The following is a 21,082-nucleotide window of genomic DNA, read 5'->3' as shown; positions in this document are numbered from 1 at the left end:
CGAAGTTGGTAGGTAAAAGAACTGGAGCATTAGCGGGTCGCAAAGCCCTCGAGTTCGTCTTGAGCCGCCTGCAAGCACTCTTCACACACCGCTGGCTCCGGCAGCACCTCAACGGGCTCCGGTTCGTGCTCCCAGGAAAATTCCGGCAACGACGGCGACAGCGCCATCAATCGGCCGGCGGCTTCTTGTGCGCTTTCGCCGGGCAGTTGTGGCCGTTGAATCGCGGGCGGGGTGCCGGGGATGGGGGCACCGCCGACGGTGATCAGGCTGCTGCTGAAAATCCCGGCCGGGGTGAACACCAGGTGCTGGCCTGCGCCCTTGAGCGTGAGAAAACCCTGGGCATCGATGGCCACGTTGATACCCGATTGCAGGTGCAGATCCTGCCCGGCGCGGATGACGGCGGCGTGTGCGACCTGGGTGTAGCTGCTGCCCGCGATGTTCAGCGAGTCGTCGGCGTTGAGCTGGGTTTTGCGCAGGCCATGGGTGGTGTGGTGTTCTTCGGCGTGGTATTCGCTGTAGGCGTTGGCTTTGATGGTGGTGTGCTGTTCGTTATCCACCTCAAGGGTGTGGTCGTTGCGGGCGAGGGTCAGGAAGTCGCGTTGGGCGTGCAGGTAGATGCGTTCTTTGCCCTTGCGATCCTCAATGTGAACTTCATTTCCACCCCCTCCGCCTGGATAGGAAAGTGATTTGAATACGCTGCGGGTTTTATTGGCGGGCAGCGGGTAAGGCACGGTGTTGGCCTTGTTGAACAGGTAACCGGTGAGCATCGGCGAGTCGGGATCGCCTTCGTCATAGCCGATCACCACTTCCATGCCGACCCGTGGAATGACGCTGCTGCCGTAGCCACTGCCCGCCCAGCCAGTGACCACGCGCACCCAGCAGCTGCTGAGTTCGTCGGTTGAGCCGGACCGGTCCCACCGGAAACGAACTTTGACCCGGCCGTATTCGTCGCAGTAAATCTCTTCATCCTTGGGGCCGCAGACCGTGGCGGTCTGGCTGACCAGTACCACGGGCTTGGGGTGATCCAGTGGCGGTCGATAAATCACGTGCTCAGGGGTGGCGGTGAAGGTGTTCTGGTAGCCCTGGACAAAACCGTCCTTCGCTTCGGGGGCCGTGCTGTTAAGGGCTTCCATCACTTGCGGAGCCCGGCCACGGTGAGTGAGGTGATTGAGCAGCCAGTGAGTGTTCCAGTCCTTGCGCGGATGGTCCTCAAGGGCAAACAAGTGGCCGCTGAGCAGCATCGGCTGGTCGCTTGCCCCGCGCGCCACGCACGCGTTCAATTGGAGTCTTTCCAGCGATTTACGCGCAACCTGCCGCCCGTGGTCTGCGGTTTTGAAATACGCGGGGTAGGTGAAGTTTTCCAACTCCTGAAAGTGATCCCACGCCTCGCGATCATCGCCTCTGGAGGCTGATTCCAGAGGACGGCTCGATGTTTCAAAGTCGTAGTGACGGCGGGTGACCCGCGAGGTTCTGCCTTTGATCCCCACGCTGAACGACTTAACGGCCACGGTCTCGGCGTTCATGCCGTTGTCGGGTACATACACCGTGGACTCAGGCAGACGATTGAACCGGTCCTGGTGGTCAGCGAAGACCAGGATGTGGCTGTTTTGACTGTGTTCGAAGCGAAAACTGAGGCCTTCTTCCTCGCACAAGCGTTGTACGAAATACAAGTCGCTCTCTTTGTACTGGGTGCAATAGTTCCGGGGCTCATAGTGTCGGGCATCCAGCTCGAAGCGATAGCGATCCGAGAGGATGCCGTGCTCTTCCAGCACCTGGGCGATGATTTGTTTCACTGTCTTTTTTTGAAAGATGCGCTGGTTGGTCCGGTGCTCAAGGTAAAACAGCTGTGGCACCAGTTTCAGGTGGTAATGGGTGGCTTTCCAGTGGGTTTGGCCTTGAACGAACTCGTGGATCAGGCCATGAAAGCCATAACCCTTTTTACCGCCGAGGGAGAGGAACGCGGACTTATGCAGATAGTCATTCAGGTCCAGCGCCGGGCGGTCACTGACCAGTTCAATATCGAAACAAAATGGCTGGTTTAACCCTTCCTGCCCCGTGAATTGAAGAACCTGCAGGTTGTAATCCCGCTTTAGCCTGGCAATGGTCAGGCTAAAGTCTGGCTGATTAGCTAATGTCGGCATTCCGCTGTCCTGGCTTTTGTAAGGAGAGTTGTCCAAGGCATGTTCGGTGAAAGGTTTTTTATCGTCTGTAGGCCAAATCCTTGCCGTGTTGCAGGAAAGGTCTGAAATGTTGACCCATAAAAAAACCGCTGTTCGTGAGAACGGCGGTTTTGGGGTGGCGGGGGGGATATTTGAATGGAATAGAAACAATAAAGTTGGCGCTGGCATTCGATAGCGATGCAGTGGAATCCGTTAGACACAACGCTCTAACTCGCCTCCCTTCAGCCCTTCCTGGCCGAAACCGGTTGATTCCTGACCAGCGCTGACTCGACCAAAGCCTGTGCTGTTTCCAGCAAGTGGACGGCGGCCAGGGCCAGTTTGCGAAGGGTGTTTCTGGAGGACGGCAGGGGTTAATAACGCCATGCCCTCCAGCTTCAATGGATTTTTCCGTACCCAAAAAAATGCCCGCACAGACGTTTCGGTCTGCCGGGCATTTTTGGCGGAGCTGGATTAACTCAAATCGAACGGCTGAGCGCTCAGCGCTTGGACACCACGCTTGGCGTGCCCAATCGGATGATTTTCGGAAAGTCGCTCAGGGTCACTGACGCACTGCACCCGGAGGCATTGCAGGCCCAAGGCTCGCCGCTGTCATGCAGGCCTTTGCCGGGTTCTGCGGTGTCGATGAGTTGAACGTTGCCTTTGAGTTGGGTGCTGCTGAGCACGTTTTTCTGCCGTGATCGGCTGGCTGTCCAGGCGACGACGACGCGCTCCGGGCCTTTGTGGAAGTTGAGCAGGTAGACGTCGTCGGCCTGGACGCTGGCGTCGGCGTCGTAGGTGTATTCGCGCAGTATCGGGCTGATGGCCTTGAGGACGCTGTAAGCGGGTTTTGGCTGGAGGTCCGGTCGCAGCAGGCCGAAGTTATGTTCTTGTTCGCCTTTGTCCTGGCCGTCGTTGAGCAGGTCATACCACCACATCCCTTTGATATTGGGGATGGTCCGCGCCAGGAAATAGCTGCGCGCAAGGTAGGACGATTGTTTGGCTTCACTGATCCCGCAGTTGCCTTGGTGGCTGGGCCAGCTCATTTCGGTCAGGTAAATCGGGACCGCTTTTTTGGCACGGTCACGCACCTGGGCTTCGTAGCCCCGCATCCAGTTGGCCCAGCTTTCAGGGGTGTTGCGCGCCATGCTCATGCAATGCACGTAAGGGTGCAGGGACAGACCGTCCACCTCGTTCAGCGTCCCGGCATCGATCAAGCGATCAACGAAGCCGTCGAGCATGCCTTTGGATGTCACGGCGCCGGCGAGTACTTTTGCATGTGGATTGTTTTTGTGAACCCATGGGACGACGCTTTTGGCCAGCGCGGCATAGTCGGCGCTCAACGCCGGGTCTTTCGTGCCTTCCATGTCCCACTCGTTCCAGACTTCGTAAAAATCGACTCTGCTCCCAAACCGGCGGCTCACGAAATCGATGTAGTTATGGTAGGCGGCTTTGACGTTGGGCGTGCGCGGCTTGGCACCGTCGTAGGGAACGGCGCCGTAACCAAAAATCAGCATGGTGCTCAACTGCAGGTTTCTGGCGCCGTTAAGGTACGTTTCCCACGACGGAAGAATACGCAGCTGATTGCGCGCAGGTTCGGCGGTCGACCAGAAGGCATCGTCGCGCACGGACGTGATGCCAGCGTCTGCAGCGGATTGCAGGGCGCGTTTCTGTAGGGTTTGGGATTCCATCAAGTGGGTGCCAACCCCCACGATGAAGACGTCTTCGGCGCGGGTTGTGTTGGTGAGCAGCAGGCCCATAAGGCATACGAAAATACTGAGGCGAAGGTTTGTTTTCATTGGGCTTCTCAACGCTGGTCGGGCAGGGCTGACGACAGGGTGTCGAGGGGGGGCGTGAGCGCCAGTGCGGGGCTGGCGTGGTCTTGGGGGCTGAGTGTGCGGTTGAGCGTGTGACCGATTGCCAGCCCCAGAAACAGGTTGGACATGGTGACCTCGAACATGTCCGTGGTCCAACTGATCACACAGATGCAAAAGGTGACGGCCAATAGCGCGCGGTCCATACGGGTTGTCGAGTAATCACGCAGCAGGAACAGTAGCGGCAGTTGCAGCATGTACAGCAACACCCCCGCGAAGCCGAAAATAGCCCACAGGTAAACGGCGGTGTTGTCCGATGTGCCGAGCATATCGGCATGGGGCACAGGGGACACAAAAACAGCACTGCCGAACATACCGAAACCCACGCCCAGCCAGCTCCAGCCCTCATTGGCGATCAGGATGATCAGATGTGGCCAGGTATTGACCAGGCGATCATAAAACGAGGCCAGGCCTCCGCCACTGTTGCTGCTGGCCGCATTGGGGTCAAAGTCATGTAGCACCCCCATGGCGGGCAAAATCACGCCCATCGACACGGCGATCACGAAAATCCATGCGCTGGTCCAGCGGTAGCGAATGAGGGCCAGCAGCCCCAGGGTGCATAGAAAGGCCACGGTTGGGGTTTTGCTGGTGGTCAGGAGAATGCTGAAAAACGCTACGACACACACCGTGGCGAACAACATCCGGGAGCGGATGAACATCAGCAGATAAAGACTGAAGATCGCAATCGTGATCGACAATACGTTGGACACACGAGCAAACCCGGCGAGTCGATCGACGTCGTCTGCAGTCCACGCACGGTTGGCACTCAGCTCAATCGATCCGAGTTGGTAGGTGTAACCCTTCCAGGGCACCGTGGTGTATTTATCCAGAAGAACCCCGACCACCGAGGCGACCAGGCACAGGGCGACACACTTGCCTAACAGGCTTCTTTGATTGATCAGGTGCTCGCTGCAGACTATCGCGAACAGGAACGGGCTGATGGCGAACAGGCTGAAACCTACATTGTTCAGGCTGGCGCCGTGGAGGAGGGCCAGTTGACTGGATAACAGCAGTAACAACAACCCGATCCAGAATAGGCGCGAGGTTTTGAAGGTCAGTAGCTCCAGCGCGAAGAGCACGGCACACCCCATTTTAGGCAGGTACAGCAGCGTCGAAATCCCCGCCATATCGAAGTAATAGCGTAGGGCGCCGGAGAAGGTTTCGACCACGATCAGGCTGATGGCCACCCAGATGACCAATGTCGATTTATTGAATGAAAGAATCGAAGGCTTTTCAGTTGAGGCGGAAGGGGAGTTCGACATCATGTTTTGCTGCCCTCTGAAGCGCGTAGATAAAGGATGTTTGTTCGCCATCGCGCACGGCAAAGCTACCGCCTATAGAACAGCCACTAATGGGGGTTCAATCGAGGACGGAGGGCGTGATGTGAGAGGCAATTAGCGGTATATCAACGTCACTTGCGAACGCTGTCAAATCAATTCGTCAATCTTTTAACGGAAGACCTTTGCCTGTGATTTCTTGTAATCCCAAGTTATTGAAATATATAGGTGATGAAAAATTGACGTGGTTTTTTAGTGCATCAACAAGCCAGAACCAGGGGAGCTCTATGGCTCTAAAACTTTACATACCTGTAAAGAAGGCTGACGCTTTTGCACGCGCCAGCCTTAAACCCCGCCCTTGGTTACTTAGTTATAGCGGCGTTTGTCGGCTGCGGGAGGGAAATACTGATAAAGCCAGGTTTCACTCAGTGTCCGGTCATGGGTGCGAATGAACAGACGCAGTTCGACCGGCGCGACCGAGTCGCTGTTGGGGTACCAGTCGAACGTTATGCGGTAGCCTTTGATGTCCGGGATCAGCAATACATTGAAGTCTTTCACTTCGCCGCTGGATACCGTGATCACTGGTTCGATACCTGTGCCTTCGGCCAGTCTTTCCAGACCTCCGCCGGTGAAGTCGACGGCAAAGCGACGGGCCCAGACTTCCGGGTAATGCTCGCCTGGAGCCCAACCTTCGATGAAGCCGCCCATGCCTGAGCGGGTAGCGTGCACGCGGGCCAACGGGGTGCCAACGGGTGGCAGGGCGCTCCAGTAGAGTTTGTAGCCGAAGTTGAGCGAAGTTCCTGCGGTGACGGGGGCTTTCGGTGTCCAGAAGGCCACAATGTTGTCCAGCGTCTCGCCGGTGGTGGGGATTTCCAGCAGGTCGATAGAGCCTTCGCCCCACGCGGTAGTCGGCTCGACCCACAGGCTCGGCCGGCGGCTGTACCAGTCCACCGTGTCCTGATAGCTGGAGAATTCGTGATCGGTCTGTACCAGGCCGAAGCCTTTGGGGTCTTTGTCGGCAAAGGCGTTGAATTGCAGGGTGGCCGGGTTGTTCAGCGGGCGGCAGATCCACTCGCCGTTGCCACGCCACATAGCCAGACGGTCGGAGTCGTGGATCTCGGGATGAATGGTGTCGCACATTCGCCGTTCATGGGTGCCGCAGCTGAACATGCTGGTCATCGCCGCGATCCCCAACTGCTCGATGGCTTGCCGCGCATTGATGTGCGCGTCGATGGCCATGACCACCTGACTGGCCTGGCAATCGATGTCGAAGCGATAGGCGCCTGTCGCGCTGGGGGAGTCCAGCAGGGCGTAGACGACGAAGCGGGTATGGTCCTTGGTCGGTGTTTCAAACCAGAACTTGGTGAAGTTGGGGAATTCTTCCTTGCGCTTGGCATAGGTGTCGATGGCCAGGCCGCGAGCGGAGAGGCCGTACTGCCCGGAGCTGTCGACGGCACGAAAGTAGCTGGCGCCGAGGAATGACAAAACGTCGTGAGTCGCAATTTCCGGTGCCTTGAACAACTTGAAGCCGGCAAACCCCAGATCGCCCTTGAGCTGGGCCTTATCCACGCCGCTGCTTTCGTAGTTGAACAGCTGCGGGCGGAAGTGCACCTCGCGCGCCTCCTTGGTTTGAGGGTCGACGCTGTACATGCGCACGGGCTGTTTGAAGCCCATGCCCACATGGAAAAACTGCACATCCAGTTGACCCTTGATGTCGTTCCACAGTGAGTGCGCGGGATCGTACTGGATGGCGTTGAATTGCTGTGGGGTCATCTTCGCCAAGGTCGGCGGCAATTGTTGGCTGGTATCGACGAAGGGGTTGCCGGCCAGTTGCTTGGCATGAGCTTGCAGGGCCTCGAAATCGAAATGCTCGATCTCGCCGTCGGCCGTGGCTGCCATGGCGCGTGCGGCAAACAGCCCGGCAGCGGGCAAGCCGGTATAGGCCGCCAGGGCCAACGATGCTTTCAGAAGATTCCTGCGATTCATAAAGGTGAAGCCTCTCAGGTGATGCTGTGCCGCCCTGCACATACGCGTGGGAAATGCGCCCGATCAAGCCCTCGGTCGCATGGAACTGCCCATTACTAGATAACAAAGTGGGCCGCTGGTTCGCGAAATGGGTGAAAAAATCGATATCGGTTTATCAGGAGGCGATATTAATGGATGGATATTTCTTGAGAAAGTCGGTTTCGAGGTGCCAAGGGCATAGCCGTTGCCCCTCAATTATTTGCTCAATTGAATGGCAGCGTCATCGTTACTCATGGGCTAACTTCTGGATAACGGAGGACGTGTAGACGGCCTGCGGAAAACCATTCTGATCACGTTAAGCAGTTGAATGATGACCGAAATATGATTAGGGCGACGCGTGAAGGTCAAGCCAGCGTGTCCGCAAAAGGTGCAATCGGTCGACAAAAATCCCGAGATTTCTGTTATATCGTAACGTTCATGGAGCATTGCCCGGCAACACGCTGCCAGGGTCGATGCAAAGGGCGGTTTTTGATGGGCAGTTTGTCTTCACTATTGAACAAGGTCTGGAGTGTCGATGCGGGTTGATCTGGATGTTGAAAGTGTGGGCCTTGATGGCTTGCCGCGCTTTCAAAGAGCCGAGTTTCACGCCCGACGTTTGTTGCGGCTGGCTTATGGCCTGGCAGGCTTGGGGTTGTTGGCCTTTATCCTGGCGTTGTTTGTCATGCTTTTTTCATCCACTTCATTGTGGTCGGCAGTGCTGGTCAACAACGCTGCAGCCCTGTGGTTGGTGGTCGCGGGTTTGCAGTCGGCTTACTGGTGTGCCCGTTGGCGCGCGCAGACCCTGGTCGCGGAGCGGGGCGCGGGCGTCGTCGGGCAACCCCCTGAAGAGGAAGAATCGGCTCCGGCACAAGCACCCGGCTGGTACGAGCGCTTGCTCGGCCGGATTAGCGGCAGTGGCTCGTCGCTGCTGACCCAGGTTGGTTTGCCAACGTTGTGGCTTGGCGGCTGGGCGCTGCTGGTGATGTTTGCGGTAAAGATGGTCTGGAACTTGAACCTTGTCGGTTCGAACCTTGGGCCGACGGGCAACGTGGCGGGGGGGATCAGCCTCCTGCTGGCTTTCGGGCTGCTGGTGCTGGAGCGCCAGTTGAGCCATGAGCTGACTGCTGAATGGCCTGAAGCCGAGTCATTGGCACAACTGACGCGGGTGGCGATTGCCTGCCTGCTGCTCAGTGCGCTGTGCCTGTTCTTCTCGACGCCCGACCGCATCTGGCCGGCGCGGCTTGCCGTGCTGATGGGTCTATTACCCGGTCTGGTGGCGCTGGAGTTGCTGCTGCGTGCATTGACGTCCTTGTTCAGCCCGCGCAACGAACGTATCGAGCCGCGCCTGTTGGCCCAGAGTTTTATGGCTGGTCTGCTGCGCTGGCCGCCGCAGCCGTTGCTGGCTTTGCAGAATGAACTGCACAATCGATTCGGCATCGATCTGCGTCAAATTTGGGCGTTTACCTACATGCGCCGCGCCTTTTTGCCGGTTATGGGAGTGGTGGTGGCGCTCGGCTGGATGCTGACCGGTGTGCATGAAATTCCCATGCAGGGGCGCGGCATCTACGAGCGTTTTGGCAAGCCGGTGGAGGTGTTCGGCCCTGGGTTGCACGCGGGCTTGCCATGGCCATTCGGTCGGGTGCTGGCGGTGGAAAACGGCGTGGTGCATGAGCTGGCAACCAGTGTCACCGAGGGCAACGCTGCCGAACAGGTTCGTGAGCCTGCCGAAGGCCCGGCTCCGCTGAGCGCCAATCGCTTGTGGGATGCGAGCCATATCAATGAAAACTCTCAGGTGATCGCCAGCAGCACGGGTGACCCGTCCGGCACTGGGTCCTCTGCGCAGAAGCAGAGCTTCCAGATCGTCAACATGGACGTGCGATTCGTTTATCGCATTGGCATGACGGATCAGGCGGCGATGGCGGCGACCTATAACAGTGCCGACGTGCCGACGCTGATTCGCAGCACGGCGAGCCGGGTGTTGGTGCATGATTTTGCCTCGCGTACCCTCGATCAGTTACTCGGCGAGCAGCGCGCTACGCTGTCTGCCGATATTGGTAATGCGGTGCAAGCGGATCTGAGGACGCTGGACAGCGGCGTGGAAATTCTCGCGACCGTGGTCGAGTCGATTCATCCGCCAGCCGGTGCGGCCAATGCCTACCATGGCGTGCAAGCCGCACAAATCAGTGCTCAGGCGTTGATTTCCCGAGAGCGCGGTGCCGCCAGCGAGCAGTCCAATCTGGCGCAACTCAATGCCAGCGTGGCGCAAGACCAGGCCACCGCCGGTGCGCGCGAGGTGCTGGCCACGGCGCAGGGGGCGGACTTGCGCTTTAGCGCTGAACGCCAGGCGTATGCCCACGCCGGTCAGGCATTTTTGCTGGAGCAATACCTGACCCAGCTGAGCCAGGGTTTGGCCCACGCCAAGTTGCTGGTTCTCGATCATCGACTGGGCGGCGACACTGCGCCGACCATTGATTTACGCACGTTCACGCTACCGGCAGACCCAACGGCGCCGCGTAAAGCCGTTCATTAAGGAGTCATCCCTTGAGTCTGTTTCACTCCCATGATCACCACGGCCATCAAGACCATCAGAATCACGCTGGCCACGACCATGGCCACGCGGGACATCACCACGGTCATCATCATGGCGATGCCTCTGCGGCAGCCGGGTTCCCGTGGCGTCGAACCGCATTGGCAGCGCTGCTCATCGCGTTTGCCGTGGCCGCCGCGAGCCTGGTGCAAGTACGCTCGGGCGAAGCCACCGTTATCACGCGCTTCGGTAACCCCTCCCGCGTGTTGCTCGAGCCGGGTCTGAGCTGGCGCTGGCCGGCACCGTTCGAGGCGACCATTCCGGTGGATCTTCGCCTGCGCACCACCTCCAGTGGTTTGCAGGATGTCGGTACCCGCGATGGCCTGCGTATCATCGTTCAGGCCTATGTGGCCTGGCAGGTTCAGGGCGACCCGGACAACGTGCAGCGCTTCATGCGCGCGGTGCAGAACCAGCCGGACGAAGCCGCACGGCAGATCCGCACGTTTGTCGGCTCGGCGCTGGAAACCACGGCCAGCAGCTTCGATCTGGCCAGCCTGGTCAATACCGACGCCAGCCAGGTACGGATCGCCGACTTTGAAAACCAGTTGCGCCAACAGATCGATCAGCAATTGCTCACTACTTACGGCGTCCGCGTCTTGCAGGTGGGTATCGAGCGTCTGACCCTGCCGTCCGTGACCCTGAATGCGACGGTAGACCGGATGCGCGCCGAGCGGGAAACCATTGCCACCGAGCGTACGGCCGTGGGCAAGCGTGAAGCGGCGCAGATCCGTGCGGCCGCCGAGCGTGATGCGCGCATCGTCGAAGCAGACGCTACGGTCAAAGCTGCTGACATCGAAGCGCAATCGCGCGTCGAAGCGGCGCAAATCTACGGCCGTGCCTACGCGGGTTCGCCGCAGCTATACAACCTGCTGCGCTCGCTGGACACCTTGGGCACGGTAGTGACGCCGGGCACCAAGCTGATCCTGCGCACCGACGCGGCGCCGTTCCGCGTGCTGGTCGACGGCCCGCCGACGCTGGATGGTAAAAGCGGATCGCAACCATGAGTGACGTTACGCCTCAACGCCCCCCGTCAACAGCCCCTGGCTGCAGGCGAGCCGTCTGGCGTTTCTCGGTTTGTATGCCGTCACGGTGTTGGCCGCGCTAGGCTGGGCGCTGTCGAATGTGCGCCAGATCGATCCGCAGAATCGCGCCGTGGTCATGCGTTTCGGGGCGCTGGAACGCATCCAGAACGCCGGACTGCTCACGGCATGGCCGCAACCTTTCGAGCAGGTGGTGTTGTTGCCCTCTGCGGACCGGGTGATCGAGCGCCGGGTCGAAACGCTACTGCGATCCAGGCTGGCCCTTGATGCTGATCGGGTCGCCAGTTTCGCCACACCGATGAGCGATGCGCTGTCTGGCTCCGGCTTTTTGTTGACCGGTGATGCTGGCGTCGTACAACTCGATGTGACGGCGTACTACAAAGTGACGGACCCGTATGCCTTCGTGTTGCAGGGCGAGCATGTTCTGCCTGCATTGGATCGACTGGTGAATCGCAGTGCTGTGGCGCTGACCGCTGCCCGCGATCTGGACACGATTCTGGTGGCCCGGCCAGAGATGGTCAGCCCCGACAGCAAGGCCGCTGAACGCCGTGAGCGTTTGCGTGGCGATCTGGTTCATGGCATCAACCAGCGCTTGGCCGATCTGGCCGCGACCGGCGTCGGGCTGGGTATCGAAGTCGCTCGGGTCGATGTGCAGTCAAGTCTGCCCACGACAGCGGTCGCGGCTTTTAACGCCGTTCTTACGGCCAGTCAGAAAGCGGATCAGGCGGTGGCCAACGCACGTACCGACGCAGAAAAGCTCACCCAGACCGCGACGCAACAGTCTGACCGCACCTTGCAAGTGGCCCATGCCCAGGCCACCGAACGCCTGGCCAAAGCACAGACCGACACGGCAACGGTCACCAGTCTGACGCAGTCGATTCATGACAAAAGCGACCCGGGTCTGCTGTTACGGATTTATCGTGAGCGTCTGCCAAAAATTCTCGGCCAGGCAGGCTCGGTGACCACCGTCGACCCCCATGACGATTCCCGCCTGATCATTCAGGGAGCAGAACAATGAGTGCCCACGCAGCCACTGAGTCCGCGGTCAGCATGCTGACCGGTTCTGAACAACGCAGTGCGGCCCGACAATTGACCCTGGCGATGCTTGCCCTGGGTTTGCTCGGTCTGGGCCTGGTCTGGCGTTTTGTTGCGCCCGAACAGACCGGTGTCAGTCAGGTACTGCTGGGCGTGGCGTCGTTGCTGGTCGCGGTGCCGGTGGTCAGTGCCGGTTGGCACAGCCTGCGTTACCCAAGCCTGCACGGCATCACTGACCAGTTGATCGCGCTGGCGATGCTAGGTGCCTGGGCCACCGGCGATCTGATGACCGCCGCCTTGTTGCCGATCATCATGATCTTCGGCCATGTGCTGGAAGAGCGCAGCGTCATCGGTTCGCAGGAAGCCATTCAATCCCTGGGCCTGCTGACCCGCAGCCAGGCGCGGTTGATTGACGCCGATGGCACGGTTCGCGAAGTGGATAACTCAACCTTGGTCGCCGGCGATCAGGTTGAGGTGCGGGCGGGTGATCGGGTCCCGGCCGATGGCGTGGTGCGCTCCGGGCAAGCCAGTCTTGATACCGCACCGATCACCGGCGAGTCGGTGCCCCTGGAGGCCAAGGTCGGCATGGACGTGTTCGGCGGCGCGATCAACCTTGATGGCCTGTTGCGGATCGAGGTTACGCGTATTGGCAATGAATCAACGTTAGGAAAAGTGATCGCGCTGATGCAAAGCGCCGAGCGCTCCAAGCCACCGATTACTCGTCTGCTGGAGCGCTATGCCGGCAGTTACATGGTCTTGGTGTTGATGATCGCGGCCGTGACCTGGTTCATTACCAACGACGCGCAAGCGATGCTGGCGGTGCTGGTCGCCGCGTGCCCTTGCGCGCTGGTGCTATCAGCCCCTGCGACGGCGATTGCCGGGATCGCGGTGGCAGCTCGGCATGGAATTTTGATTCGTAGCTCGGCCTTTCTCGAAGAGTTGGCGGACCTGACCTCTCTTGTGGTGGATAAGACGGGCACGCTGACCTATGGCAGCTTGCGCTTGCAGTCCGTCGAAGCGGCATCGACTCCGCAGAACTACGTGTTGCCATTGGCTGCCAGCCTCGGCTCGGCCAGCAGTCACCCGGTCAGCCGCGCGTTGGCTGGGTTGGTGGACAAAGATCAGTTGTTGGCGCTGACCGACATTCGTGAACGTCAGGGCTTGGGCGTGGTGGCGCGAACCGAGCATGGCGAAGCCGCATTGGGCCGCCCTGAGCTGTTCGATGCGTTGGGCATTAGCACGTCACCGGTACCGACGCATGATGGCCCGATTGCCGGGCTCGCGGTCGACGGTGTTTTCCTCGCCTGGTTGTTGCTGGCCGACAGTCTCAAGCGGGAAGCCCGCCAGGCGCTCGCCGAGTTGCGTGAGCTGGGGCTGGGTCGACAACTGTTGTTGACCGGCGACCGTCAAAGTGTGGCCGACAGCCTGGCCTGCGAAGTGGGTATCAGTGATATCGAGGCCCAGGCGTTGCCTGAAGACAAACTCAATCGGGTCATGGGTGAAATCAGGAGCGGCTTTCGGCCCATGGTGGTGGGCGATGGCATCAACGATTCGCTGGCGCTCAAAGCCGGCGTGGTAGGGGTTGCGATGGGCGCGGGCGGCGCGGACATCGCGCTGGCTTCGGCTGACATCGTGTTGATCGGCAGTGACCTGCGTCGCTTGGGCACCTGCGTGCGCTTGAGCCGCCAATGCCGGCAGACATTGCACGTCAACGTCATCATCGGTCTGGGCTGGACGCTGGCCATCGTGGCCCTTGCCGCTTTCGGTTTGCTGGGTGCGGAAGGGGCGATGATTGCCGCCGTGCTGCATAATCTCAGCACCCTGTTAGTCCTTGGCAATGCAGGTCGTTTGCTGCGTTTTCAGGAGCCGTTGTTGAAACTGGAAATCAAGCCACAGGCCTGAATATCCGACCCTTTAGCCGAGAGTGCCGAGCCAGACCTCTCGGTTAAGTATAAAAATCAGCTTGAGCTTTGAAGAACTCTGTTACAGATTAGGGGTCATTCTTACAGTGGGTAATCCATTGAAGGCTGGAGTTTGGCTCGCAACATCGGGTTAAAGGCGGTTGACCCAACGCTTCATGGCATCGTCAGAAGCTATAAAGCCAATAGCTGTGCAGCCCCATCGCGTGGGCTGCTGATGGACTACTCTTTTCCTGCGCTTCTGGATAAGGGGGTTACTACATGCTCGCGCAACTTCCATCAGCCCTGCAAAATTTGCACCTGCCACTGCGGCTGAAACTGTGGGACGGCCATGAGCTTGATCTTGGTCCGGCGCCCAGCGTCACCATTGTGGTGAAAGATCCGCAACTGGTGTCGCAATTCACTCATCCCAGCCTGGACTTGCTCGGTGGCGCCTTCGTTGAGGGCCGACTGGAGTTGCTAGGGTCAATCCGCGAAGTTATCCGGGTTTGCGATGAGTTGAGTCAAGCGCTGCTGGATGAGGATGACAGCGACCAGCCCGTGCGCTCAGAGCACGATAAAGCCACCGATGCGGCATCGATTTCTTACCATTACGACCTGTCCAACGCGTTTTACCAGCTCTGGCTTGACCGCGAGATGGTCTACTCTTGCGCCTATTTCAAGACCGGCGCAGAGACCCTCGAACAAGCGCAGCAGGACAAATTTCATCACCTGTGCCGCAAGTTGCGTTTGCAGCCGGGTGAATACCTGCTGGATGTCGGGTGCGGTTGGGGCGGGCTGTCGCGGTTTGCTGCGCGCGAGTACGGGGTAAAGGTATTTGGCATCACCCTGAGTCGCGAGCAATTGGCCTTGGCCCGTGAGCGGGTCGAAGCGGCAGGCTTGCAGGACCAGGTTGAGCTGCAATTGCTGGACTACCGCGATCTGCCTCAGGACGGTCGCTTCGATAAAATCGTCAGCGTGGGCATGTTCGAACATGTCGGTCACGCCAATCTGGAGCTGTATGCCAAGCGCTTGTTTGGTGCGGTCCGCGAAGGCGGCTTGGTCATGAACCATGGCATCACCGCCAAGCACACCGATGGCCGTCCAGTGGGACGTGGCGCGGGCAATTTTATCGAGCGTTATGTCTTTCCGAATGGCGAGTTGCCGCACGTGTCGATGATCAGCGCTTACCTCAGTGAAGCGGGTCTGGAGATCATCGACGTCGAAAGCCTGCGCCTGCATTACGCTCGGACACTTGAACACTGGAGCGAGCGTCTGGAAAGCCGGCTGGAGGAGGCTGCGACCATGGTTCCAGAGCAAATCTTACGCATCTGGCGTTTGTACCTGGCCGGCTGTGCGTATGCGTTTGCCAAGGGCTGGATCAATCTGCATCAGATTCTGGCCGTCAAACCGTATGCCGACGGCAGCCTTGATTTGCCCATGACGCGGGCTGATATCTACCGTTGATCGCGTGATTCAGGGACAGTCGCTACGGGGTTTCGTGACCCCGGAACGACATCAGCGCTTAGAGAATGGGCGAGATCAGGCGCGCAATGCGCATGCCGAGCTGCTGCAGACGATGCGTTTGCTTTCTCTCCTCCAGGGCGATTTCATGGGCGAGGGCGAAGTCGTCATTGAGCATCTTCTCCACTTCGTTGGCGAAGTCACTGTCGACCGTCAACAGCATCAGTTCGAAATTCAGCCTGAACGAACGGTTATCCAGGTTTGCGCTGCCGATGGCGGTGATCTCGCTGTCCACCAACACCACCTTCTGATGCAAGAAGCCCGGCTCATAGCGGAAGATGCGTACCCCTGCGCGCACGGCCTCGAACGCGAACAGGCTGGAGGCGGCGTAGACCACGTAATGGTCAGGACGCGATGGCAATAGAATCCGCACATCGACACCGCGCATTACCGCCAGGCGCAACGCGGCAAACACGGCTTCATCGGGAATGAAATAGGGGCTGGTGATCCACACCCGTTCCATGGCGGAATGGATGGCTTCGACGAAAAACAGTGAGCAGGTTTCCTGAGCGTCCGCCGGGCCTGTGGCCAGTACTTGGCAGAGCACGCCATTTTCGGGATAGGTGTCGGGCAGGATCAAGGGTGGTAACTGCCGAGTGGCCCAAAACCAGTCTTCGGCGAACGATTCCTGCAAGCAGGCGACCACGGGACCGATTACCTGCACATGGGTGTCTCGCCAAGGGGCTAGCGGTGGTTGTTTGCCCAGGTATTCATCGCCCACATTGTGCCCGCCAACAAAGCCACGCAGACCATCCACCACCACGATTTTGCGGTGGTTGCGGAAGTTCACCTGAAAGCGATTAAGCCAGCCGCTACGGGTGGCGAAGGCCTTGATCTGCACCCCGCCGTCGCGCAGGGTGGTGCTGTAGGAATTGGGTAACGCGTGGCTGCCGATCCCGTCGTAGAGGACATGGACGGCCACACCTTCGGCGGCCTTTTCCAGAAGCAACGCTTGCAGGCGTCGACCCAGATCGTCGTCATGAATGATAAAAAACTGAATCAGAATCGCTTGTCTGGCGTGGCGAATAGCCTCGAAGATCGCGGCGAACGTGGCTTCACCATTGATCAGCAGCTTTACCTCGTTGTTCGCCAGGCACGGCATACGTCCGAGCTTGGGCATGGCCCGTAGTGAGGCATAAGCGCTACTGCGCCGGGCGGTGACGGCTTCTTCGATCCAGGGCCGCCAATTCAGATCGCCGATGGCCGCGTGCATCTCCCGGTTAGCTTGGCGACGGGCTTTGATGTAAGCATCAAATGAGCTACGGCCGAAGACCAGATAAGGAATGAGGGCTACGTAGGGGATGAATAACAGCGGCATGGCCCAGGCTATCGAGCCTTGGGCGGTGCGTACGGTAAGCAGTGCATGGATGGCAGCAATCAGGCCTAGCAGATGAGTGAAAGCGATCAAGTAGCCGAAGAAGTGCGGGCTGTGGTAATCCATGTGCAACCTTGCTTTAAACTTTTTAGGTCTCTAACAGACCACAGCCCGTCGGGATTGTCGCTATTTTATTCGGCATGCAACTGGTAGGCGCTTGCGTCGTCTAACGCTCATCGTCAGGCTGGAGCTAATCCGGTCATTTTCATATTCAGGAATTTTTCAGATGAACAAACGCGTTTTGGCTTTGCTGTTTTGTCTGGCTGCACCGATCGCTCAAGCGCAGATGTTGCAGCCAGGGTTGTGGGAACTGACGTCGAGCAATATGCAGGTAGACGGCCAGCCGTTGCCTGACCTGCAGCTGATGCTTGCCCAGTTGAACAACCTGCCGCCCGAGCAGCGAGCGATGATGGAACAGATGATGCAAAAGCAGGGCGTGACGCTGGGCGGGAAGGGCGTGCGAGTCTGCCTGACTCAGGACCAGGTCAAGACTGACAATATCCCGCTGACAGACCCCAAATCTGGTTGCAACCAACAGATCACCGACCGCAATGGCAAGACGTGGAAGTTCCGCTTCAGCTGCCCCAAAGCGCAAGGTACAGGGGTAGCCCAGTTCGCCAGTGATCGCGAGTTCAGCACTAAAGTCGTGGGTACCTTCAACGCCACAGGCGCTCAGCAAAACGGCAGCATGGACACCCGTGCCGTTTGGCTGGGTCAGCAGTGCGGGACGGTTAAACCGCGGACTTGATTCCTCGCTGCCAGCGGCTCCGGGCGACAGCATCGTGTGCATGCAGGCTTTCGGCGTGAATGACTTTCAGGTTGAAACCCTTGATGTCCGGGACCTGACTCAGTGCCAGATGGAGCCGTCGCGCAGCATCTTCACAGAACATCAAATTCTGCCCGTTGGCCAAGGCAAACGCTTGCTCATCGGCGCGTTTGACCGCCGTTTGCACCGCAGTGCCAAGGGCGGTCTCGACGTGATCAATAAGTTGGATTAGCGGAAGTTCGTTCACGTGCACGTCCAGCTGAACATCAAGCTGGGCGCTGCTGCGCTGACTGTGTGGGGTGGCAACAATGCCCTGGCTCGTACCGAGCCATGTCAGTACATCCGCATGCTCCAGCGGCCGATTGGCGAAGTCAGAGATGAATTGCGCCTGAATCAGCTGCCTGGCAAGGGCGGCAGAGCATGGGCAGGTCGAGGAATAGCTGACGTCGAATGTTAGTTCCACGTGGAACACTCCATGCTCCAGCCGAGCAAAAATCCCTACCGGATAAGACTTCCAACCGGCCAACGGGCTGATCAATGCCGGGCGTTTCAGCAGCAAATGGCTGTGAATGCGCACAGAGGCACTGGCAGACAGACCGTGGTGCGAGTCGAGAAATTGCTGAAGAACCCGGTGCAGTAATGCGGGTGTGAGGTCTTCTTCATCGAGCATCTCCAGCGCCAGGTACAACCGTGACATATGGATGCCTCGCACTTCCCCATCGTCGAGGCTCACGCCTGCATCCGCTGTGGCGTTCACTCGCTGGCCATTAAACACAATTGGCAGGGCGATGCCGCACATGCCGACCCAATCCAGTGGTAAGGCTTGGCGTGATGCTTGGGAGGCGATATCCGGCAGAGTCAGCGCGTTCATTGAAGGTCCGTCGTCAGGGTGGAAATGTCATGTTATATTATAACGACAAAGTCGACGATGCCTTTTTTGAGCGCGTACGCTACCTGATGAGGAACACCTGATGCCTGACCGTCTACCCGTTACTGTGTTGTCCGGATTTCTCGGGGCTGGCAAAAGCACGTTGCTCAATTACGTGCTGCGCAACCGCGAAAGCATGCGCGTGGCCGTGATCGTTAATGACATGAGCGAAATAAACATCGATGGCAGCGAGGTTCAGCGCGATGTGAGCCTGAACCGTGCCGAAGAAAAACTGATCGAAATGAGCAATGGCTGCATCTGCTGCACCTTGCGCGAGGACTTGCTCGAAGAGGTCAGTCGTTTGGCGCGGGACGGCCGTTTTGACTATTTATTGATCGAATCCACCGGGATTTCCGAGCCGTTGCCCGTGGCTGAAACGTTCACCTTCCGTGATGAGCAAGGCAAAAGCCTGGCCGACATGGCTCGCCTGGACACCATGGTCACCGTGGTCGACGGCATCAATTTTCTGATCGACTACCAGGCCGCCGAGAGCCTGGCGACTCGTGGTGAGACCCTGGGCGAGGATGACGAACGTTCGATCACCGATTTACTGATCGAGCAGGTCGAATTTGCCGATGTCATTCTGATCAGCAAAATCGACCTGATCAGTTCCAGCGAACGTCTGGAGCTGATCGCGATACTTGAGCGGCTCAATCCCCAGGCGGAAATCATTCCTATGGTGATGGGGCAAATTCCGCTGAAAAAAGTGCTGAACACGGGTCGTTTCGACTTCGAGCGCGCCTCGCAGGCGCCGGGTTGGCTCAAGGAGTTGCGCGGCGAACATACGCCGGAAACCGAGGAGTACGGCATTGCCTCGACGGCTTACCGTGCCCGTCGACCCTTTCATCCACAGCGCTTTTTCGACTTCATCAACCGTGAGTGGATCAACGGCAAATTGCTGCGCTCCAAAGGCTTTTTCTGGCTGGCGAGCAAGCATCAGGACGCGGGTAGTTGGTCCCAGGCGGGCGGCTTGATGCGTTACGGTTTTGCCGGTCGCTGGTGGCGCTTCGTGCCCAAACAGGAATGGCCGCAGGACCCGGAAAGCACCGCTGCGATCATGGAAAACTGGACCGCCGAGACTGGTGATTGCCGTCAGGAACTGGTGTTTATCGGGCAGCACATCAACTTCGCGCGGCTCACCGATGAGTTGGACAGCTGCCTGCTGACCGATGCGGAAATGACCAGCGGCGTAGACAGTTGGGCGCTGTTGGCGGATCCGTTCGGACCATGGCACGACGAGGTGGCACCTTAAGGGGCAAGCCACTGGCCCTGGCTCTGCCCCTCACAAAACGGCTTAAGGTAGTGCGCATCGCTGGCGACGCCGTAATAGTGAATGTTCTGGTGATAGGGCATATTGGCGACTTGAGCATTGCTGCACACGCCGAAAGCGCCGGCGGGGCATTGATCGACGTATTCCACTTCGGTTTTCTGCCCGGCCAGTTGTGGTTGGCAAAAACCGTCGTGAAACAGCTTCGCCGGGATGTTGCGATTTTCCTGGCAGACTTTGACGTCGAGTCGTTCGGCGTGGCTGTGTACGACGCATGCCTCGGCCCATGCCTCGCTCGATGTTATCAACAACAGTGTTGCCAGCCAGATCGCGCGCATTGATTGTCCCTGTAACCGTCACTCTGAAGAATTGGCCCCATGCTGCAGAACATCCCCACCCATGTCATCGCCGGTCCGTTGGGCGCGGGCAAGACCAGTCTGATCAAGCAATTGTTGGCGCAAAAGCCTGCCAACGAGCGCTGGGCGATCTTGATCAATGAGTTCGGCCAGATCGGCCTGGATGCTGCGCTGTTGACCACGGCTGACGATGGTATCGCACTTGGCGAAGTGGCCGGTGGCTGCTTGTGCTGCGTCAATGGCGCGCCGTTTCAAGTTGGGCTGGGGCGCCTGTTGCGTAAGGCGCGGCCGGATCGACTGCTGATCGAGCCCTCCGGGTTGGGCCACCCGGCGCAACTGATGGAGCAGCTGCGTGAGCCGCCTTGGGAAGGGGTCCTGGCTGTTCAGCCGTGTGTGCTGGTGCTTGATGCGACCGCGATGGTGGCCGGTCAGCCTTTGCCTGACAGTCAGCAAGCAGCCTTGGGCGATGCCGGTTTGTTGGTGATGAACAAGTCCGCACTGCTCGACGTTGTCGCCCGCGAGGCGCTGGCCCGGCGCTTGCCGGACCGTCCGTTGTACTGGACCGAACAAGCGGCTTTGCCGTTATCCGAGTTGCCGGGCATTGGTGCGCAAGCCTCTGCGGCTGTGGATAACTTTGTTGCTCCCAAGGGTTTGGCGCAATTGCCTGCGATCTGGACCGACCCGCGTCAGCCGATCTGCTTGAGCCAAGGCCAGGCGGAAGGCTGGAGTATTGGTTGGCGCTGGCATCCGAGCCAGCAATTCGAGCTGATGCGCGTGCAGCAGTGGCTCAATAGCCTGGATTGGCGACGGGCCAAGCTGGTTATCCACAGCAACGCGGGTTGGTTGTCCGGTAATGCGCTGGATGGTGCGGCCATTCATTGGCAAAACAGTGAATGGCGCCGCGATTCACGGCTGGAACTGATATTCACCGCGCCTCAGGACGAGGCCGCGTTGCAAGCGGGACTGGCTGTCTGCTTGCTCTAAAGCGAGTTATC

Annotated in this window: 15 protein-coding genes; 8 read left to right on the top strand and 7 right to left on the bottom strand. The window is 58.9% G+C overall.

Going from position 1 to position 21,082, the window contains the following annotated elements:
- Window positions 1-29: 29 nt before the first annotated feature.
- The 4 genes from tssI to RHM55_RS14595 all read right to left on the bottom strand — a co-directional run bounded on the left by tssI (window position 30) and on the right by RHM55_RS14595 (window position 7,293).
- Window positions 30-2,141: a type VI secretion system tip protein TssI/VgrG gene (tssI, locus tag RHM55_RS14610; RefSeq protein ID WP_322177063.1), complete on the bottom strand. Its 2,112-nt coding sequence runs from the start codon at window positions 2,139-2,141 to the stop codon at window positions 30-32.
- 515 nt (window positions 2,142-2,656) lie between these two features.
- The gene (locus RHM55_RS14605; protein ID WP_322177062.1) at window positions 2,657-3,955 is read right to left on the bottom strand and encodes a hypothetical protein; all 1,299 of its coding nucleotides are present in this window, start codon (window positions 3,953-3,955) and stop codon (window positions 2,657-2,659) included.
- An 8-nt stretch (window positions 3,956-3,963) separates the two neighbouring features.
- The gene (locus RHM55_RS14600) at window positions 3,964-5,295 is read right to left on the bottom strand and encodes an O-antigen ligase family protein (protein WP_407074661.1); all 1,332 of its coding nucleotides are present in this window, start codon (window positions 5,293-5,295) and stop codon (window positions 3,964-3,966) included.
- A gap of 378 nt (window positions 5,296-5,673) precedes the next feature.
- Window positions 5,674-7,293: a glucan biosynthesis protein D gene (locus RHM55_RS14595; protein ID WP_322177060.1), complete on the bottom strand. Its 1,620-nt coding sequence runs from the start codon at window positions 7,291-7,293 to the stop codon at window positions 5,674-5,676.
- 553 nt (window positions 7,294-7,846) lie between these two features.
- On the opposite strand from RHM55_RS14595, the gene RHM55_RS14590 reads away from it, so the two are divergent.
- The 5 genes from RHM55_RS14590 to cfaB all read left to right on the top strand — a co-directional run bounded on the left by RHM55_RS14590 (window position 7,847) and on the right by cfaB (window position 15,338).
- Window positions 7,847-9,841, top strand: a complete 1,995-nt coding sequence (locus RHM55_RS14590) for a protease modulator HflK (protein ID WP_322177059.1) — start codon at window positions 7,847-7,849, stop codon at window positions 9,839-9,841.
- 11 nt (window positions 9,842-9,852) lie between these two features.
- Complete coding sequence (locus tag RHM55_RS14585) at window positions 9,853-10,902, top strand: protease modulator HflC (protein ID WP_322177058.1); 1,050 nt, start codon at window positions 9,853-9,855, stop codon at window positions 10,900-10,902.
- Window positions 10,903-10,942: 40 nt separating this feature from the next.
- Entirely contained in the window at window positions 10,943-11,956 is a 1,014-nt protein-coding gene (locus RHM55_RS14580; RefSeq protein ID WP_322182955.1) for a protease modulator HflK, read from the top strand.
- Window positions 11,953-13,875 carry a cation-translocating P-type ATPase gene (locus tag RHM55_RS14575; RefSeq protein ID WP_322177057.1) on the top strand — a complete coding sequence of 641 codons (1,923 nt, stop codon included), beginning with the start codon at window positions 11,953-11,955 and terminating at the stop codon, window positions 13,873-13,875. The genes RHM55_RS14580 and RHM55_RS14575 overlap by 4 nt, the downstream gene beginning before the upstream one ends.
- 278 nt (window positions 13,876-14,153) lie before the next feature.
- Window positions 14,154-15,338, top strand: a complete 1,185-nt coding sequence (gene cfaB, locus RHM55_RS14570) for a C17 cyclopropane fatty acid synthase CfaB (protein ID WP_322177056.1) — start codon at window positions 14,154-14,156, stop codon at window positions 15,336-15,338.
- A 58-nt stretch (window positions 15,339-15,396) separates the two neighbouring features.
- On the opposite strand, the gene cls is transcribed toward cfaB, so the two are convergent.
- Window positions 15,397-16,836: a cardiolipin synthase gene (cls, locus tag RHM55_RS14565; RefSeq protein ID WP_322177055.1), complete on the bottom strand. Its 1,440-nt coding sequence runs from the start codon at window positions 16,834-16,836 to the stop codon at window positions 15,397-15,399.
- Between the two features lie 160 nt (window positions 16,837-16,996).
- Between cls and RHM55_RS14560 the strand changes: the two genes are divergently transcribed.
- Entirely contained in the window at window positions 16,997-17,518 is a 522-nt protein-coding gene (locus RHM55_RS14560; protein WP_322177054.1) for a DUF3617 domain-containing protein, read from the top strand.
- Here RHM55_RS14560 and folE2 read toward each other — a convergent pair.
- Window positions 17,502-18,407 (bottom strand): GTP cyclohydrolase FolE2, encoded by a 906-nt coding sequence (folE2, locus tag RHM55_RS14555; RefSeq protein ID WP_322177053.1) that lies wholly within the window; start codon window positions 18,405-18,407, stop codon window positions 17,502-17,504. The genes RHM55_RS14560 and folE2 overlap by 17 nt on opposite strands.
- Window positions 18,408-18,507: 100 nt before the next feature.
- Between folE2 and zigA the strand changes: the two genes are divergently transcribed.
- Window positions 18,508-19,716 carry a zinc metallochaperone GTPase ZigA gene (zigA, locus tag RHM55_RS14550; RefSeq protein WP_322177052.1) on the top strand — a complete coding sequence of 403 codons (1,209 nt, stop codon included), beginning with the start codon at window positions 18,508-18,510 and terminating at the stop codon, window positions 19,714-19,716.
- Here zigA and RHM55_RS14545 read toward each other — a convergent pair.
- Window positions 19,713-20,069, bottom strand: coding sequence for an NADH:ubiquinone oxidoreductase (locus RHM55_RS14545; RefSeq protein WP_322177051.1), 357 nt, complete (start codon window positions 20,067-20,069; stop codon window positions 19,713-19,715). The genes zigA and RHM55_RS14545 overlap by 4 nt on opposite strands.
- Before the next feature lie 39 nt (window positions 20,070-20,108).
- On the opposite strand from RHM55_RS14545, the gene RHM55_RS14540 reads away from it, so the two are divergent.
- Window positions 20,109-21,071 (top strand): CobW-like GTP-binding protein, encoded by a 963-nt coding sequence (locus RHM55_RS14540; RefSeq protein WP_322177050.1) that lies wholly within the window; start codon window positions 20,109-20,111, stop codon window positions 21,069-21,071.
- The last annotated feature ends 11 nt before the right edge of the window (window positions 21,072-21,082 follow it).

Source organism: Pseudomonas sp. MH9.2 (genome assembly GCF_034353875.1).
GTDB lineage: Bacteria > Pseudomonadota > Gammaproteobacteria > Pseudomonadales > Pseudomonadaceae > Aquipseudomonas.
Note: the sequence above shows the minus strand (reverse complement) of the source record. Positions and strands in the feature narration are given on the sequence as shown.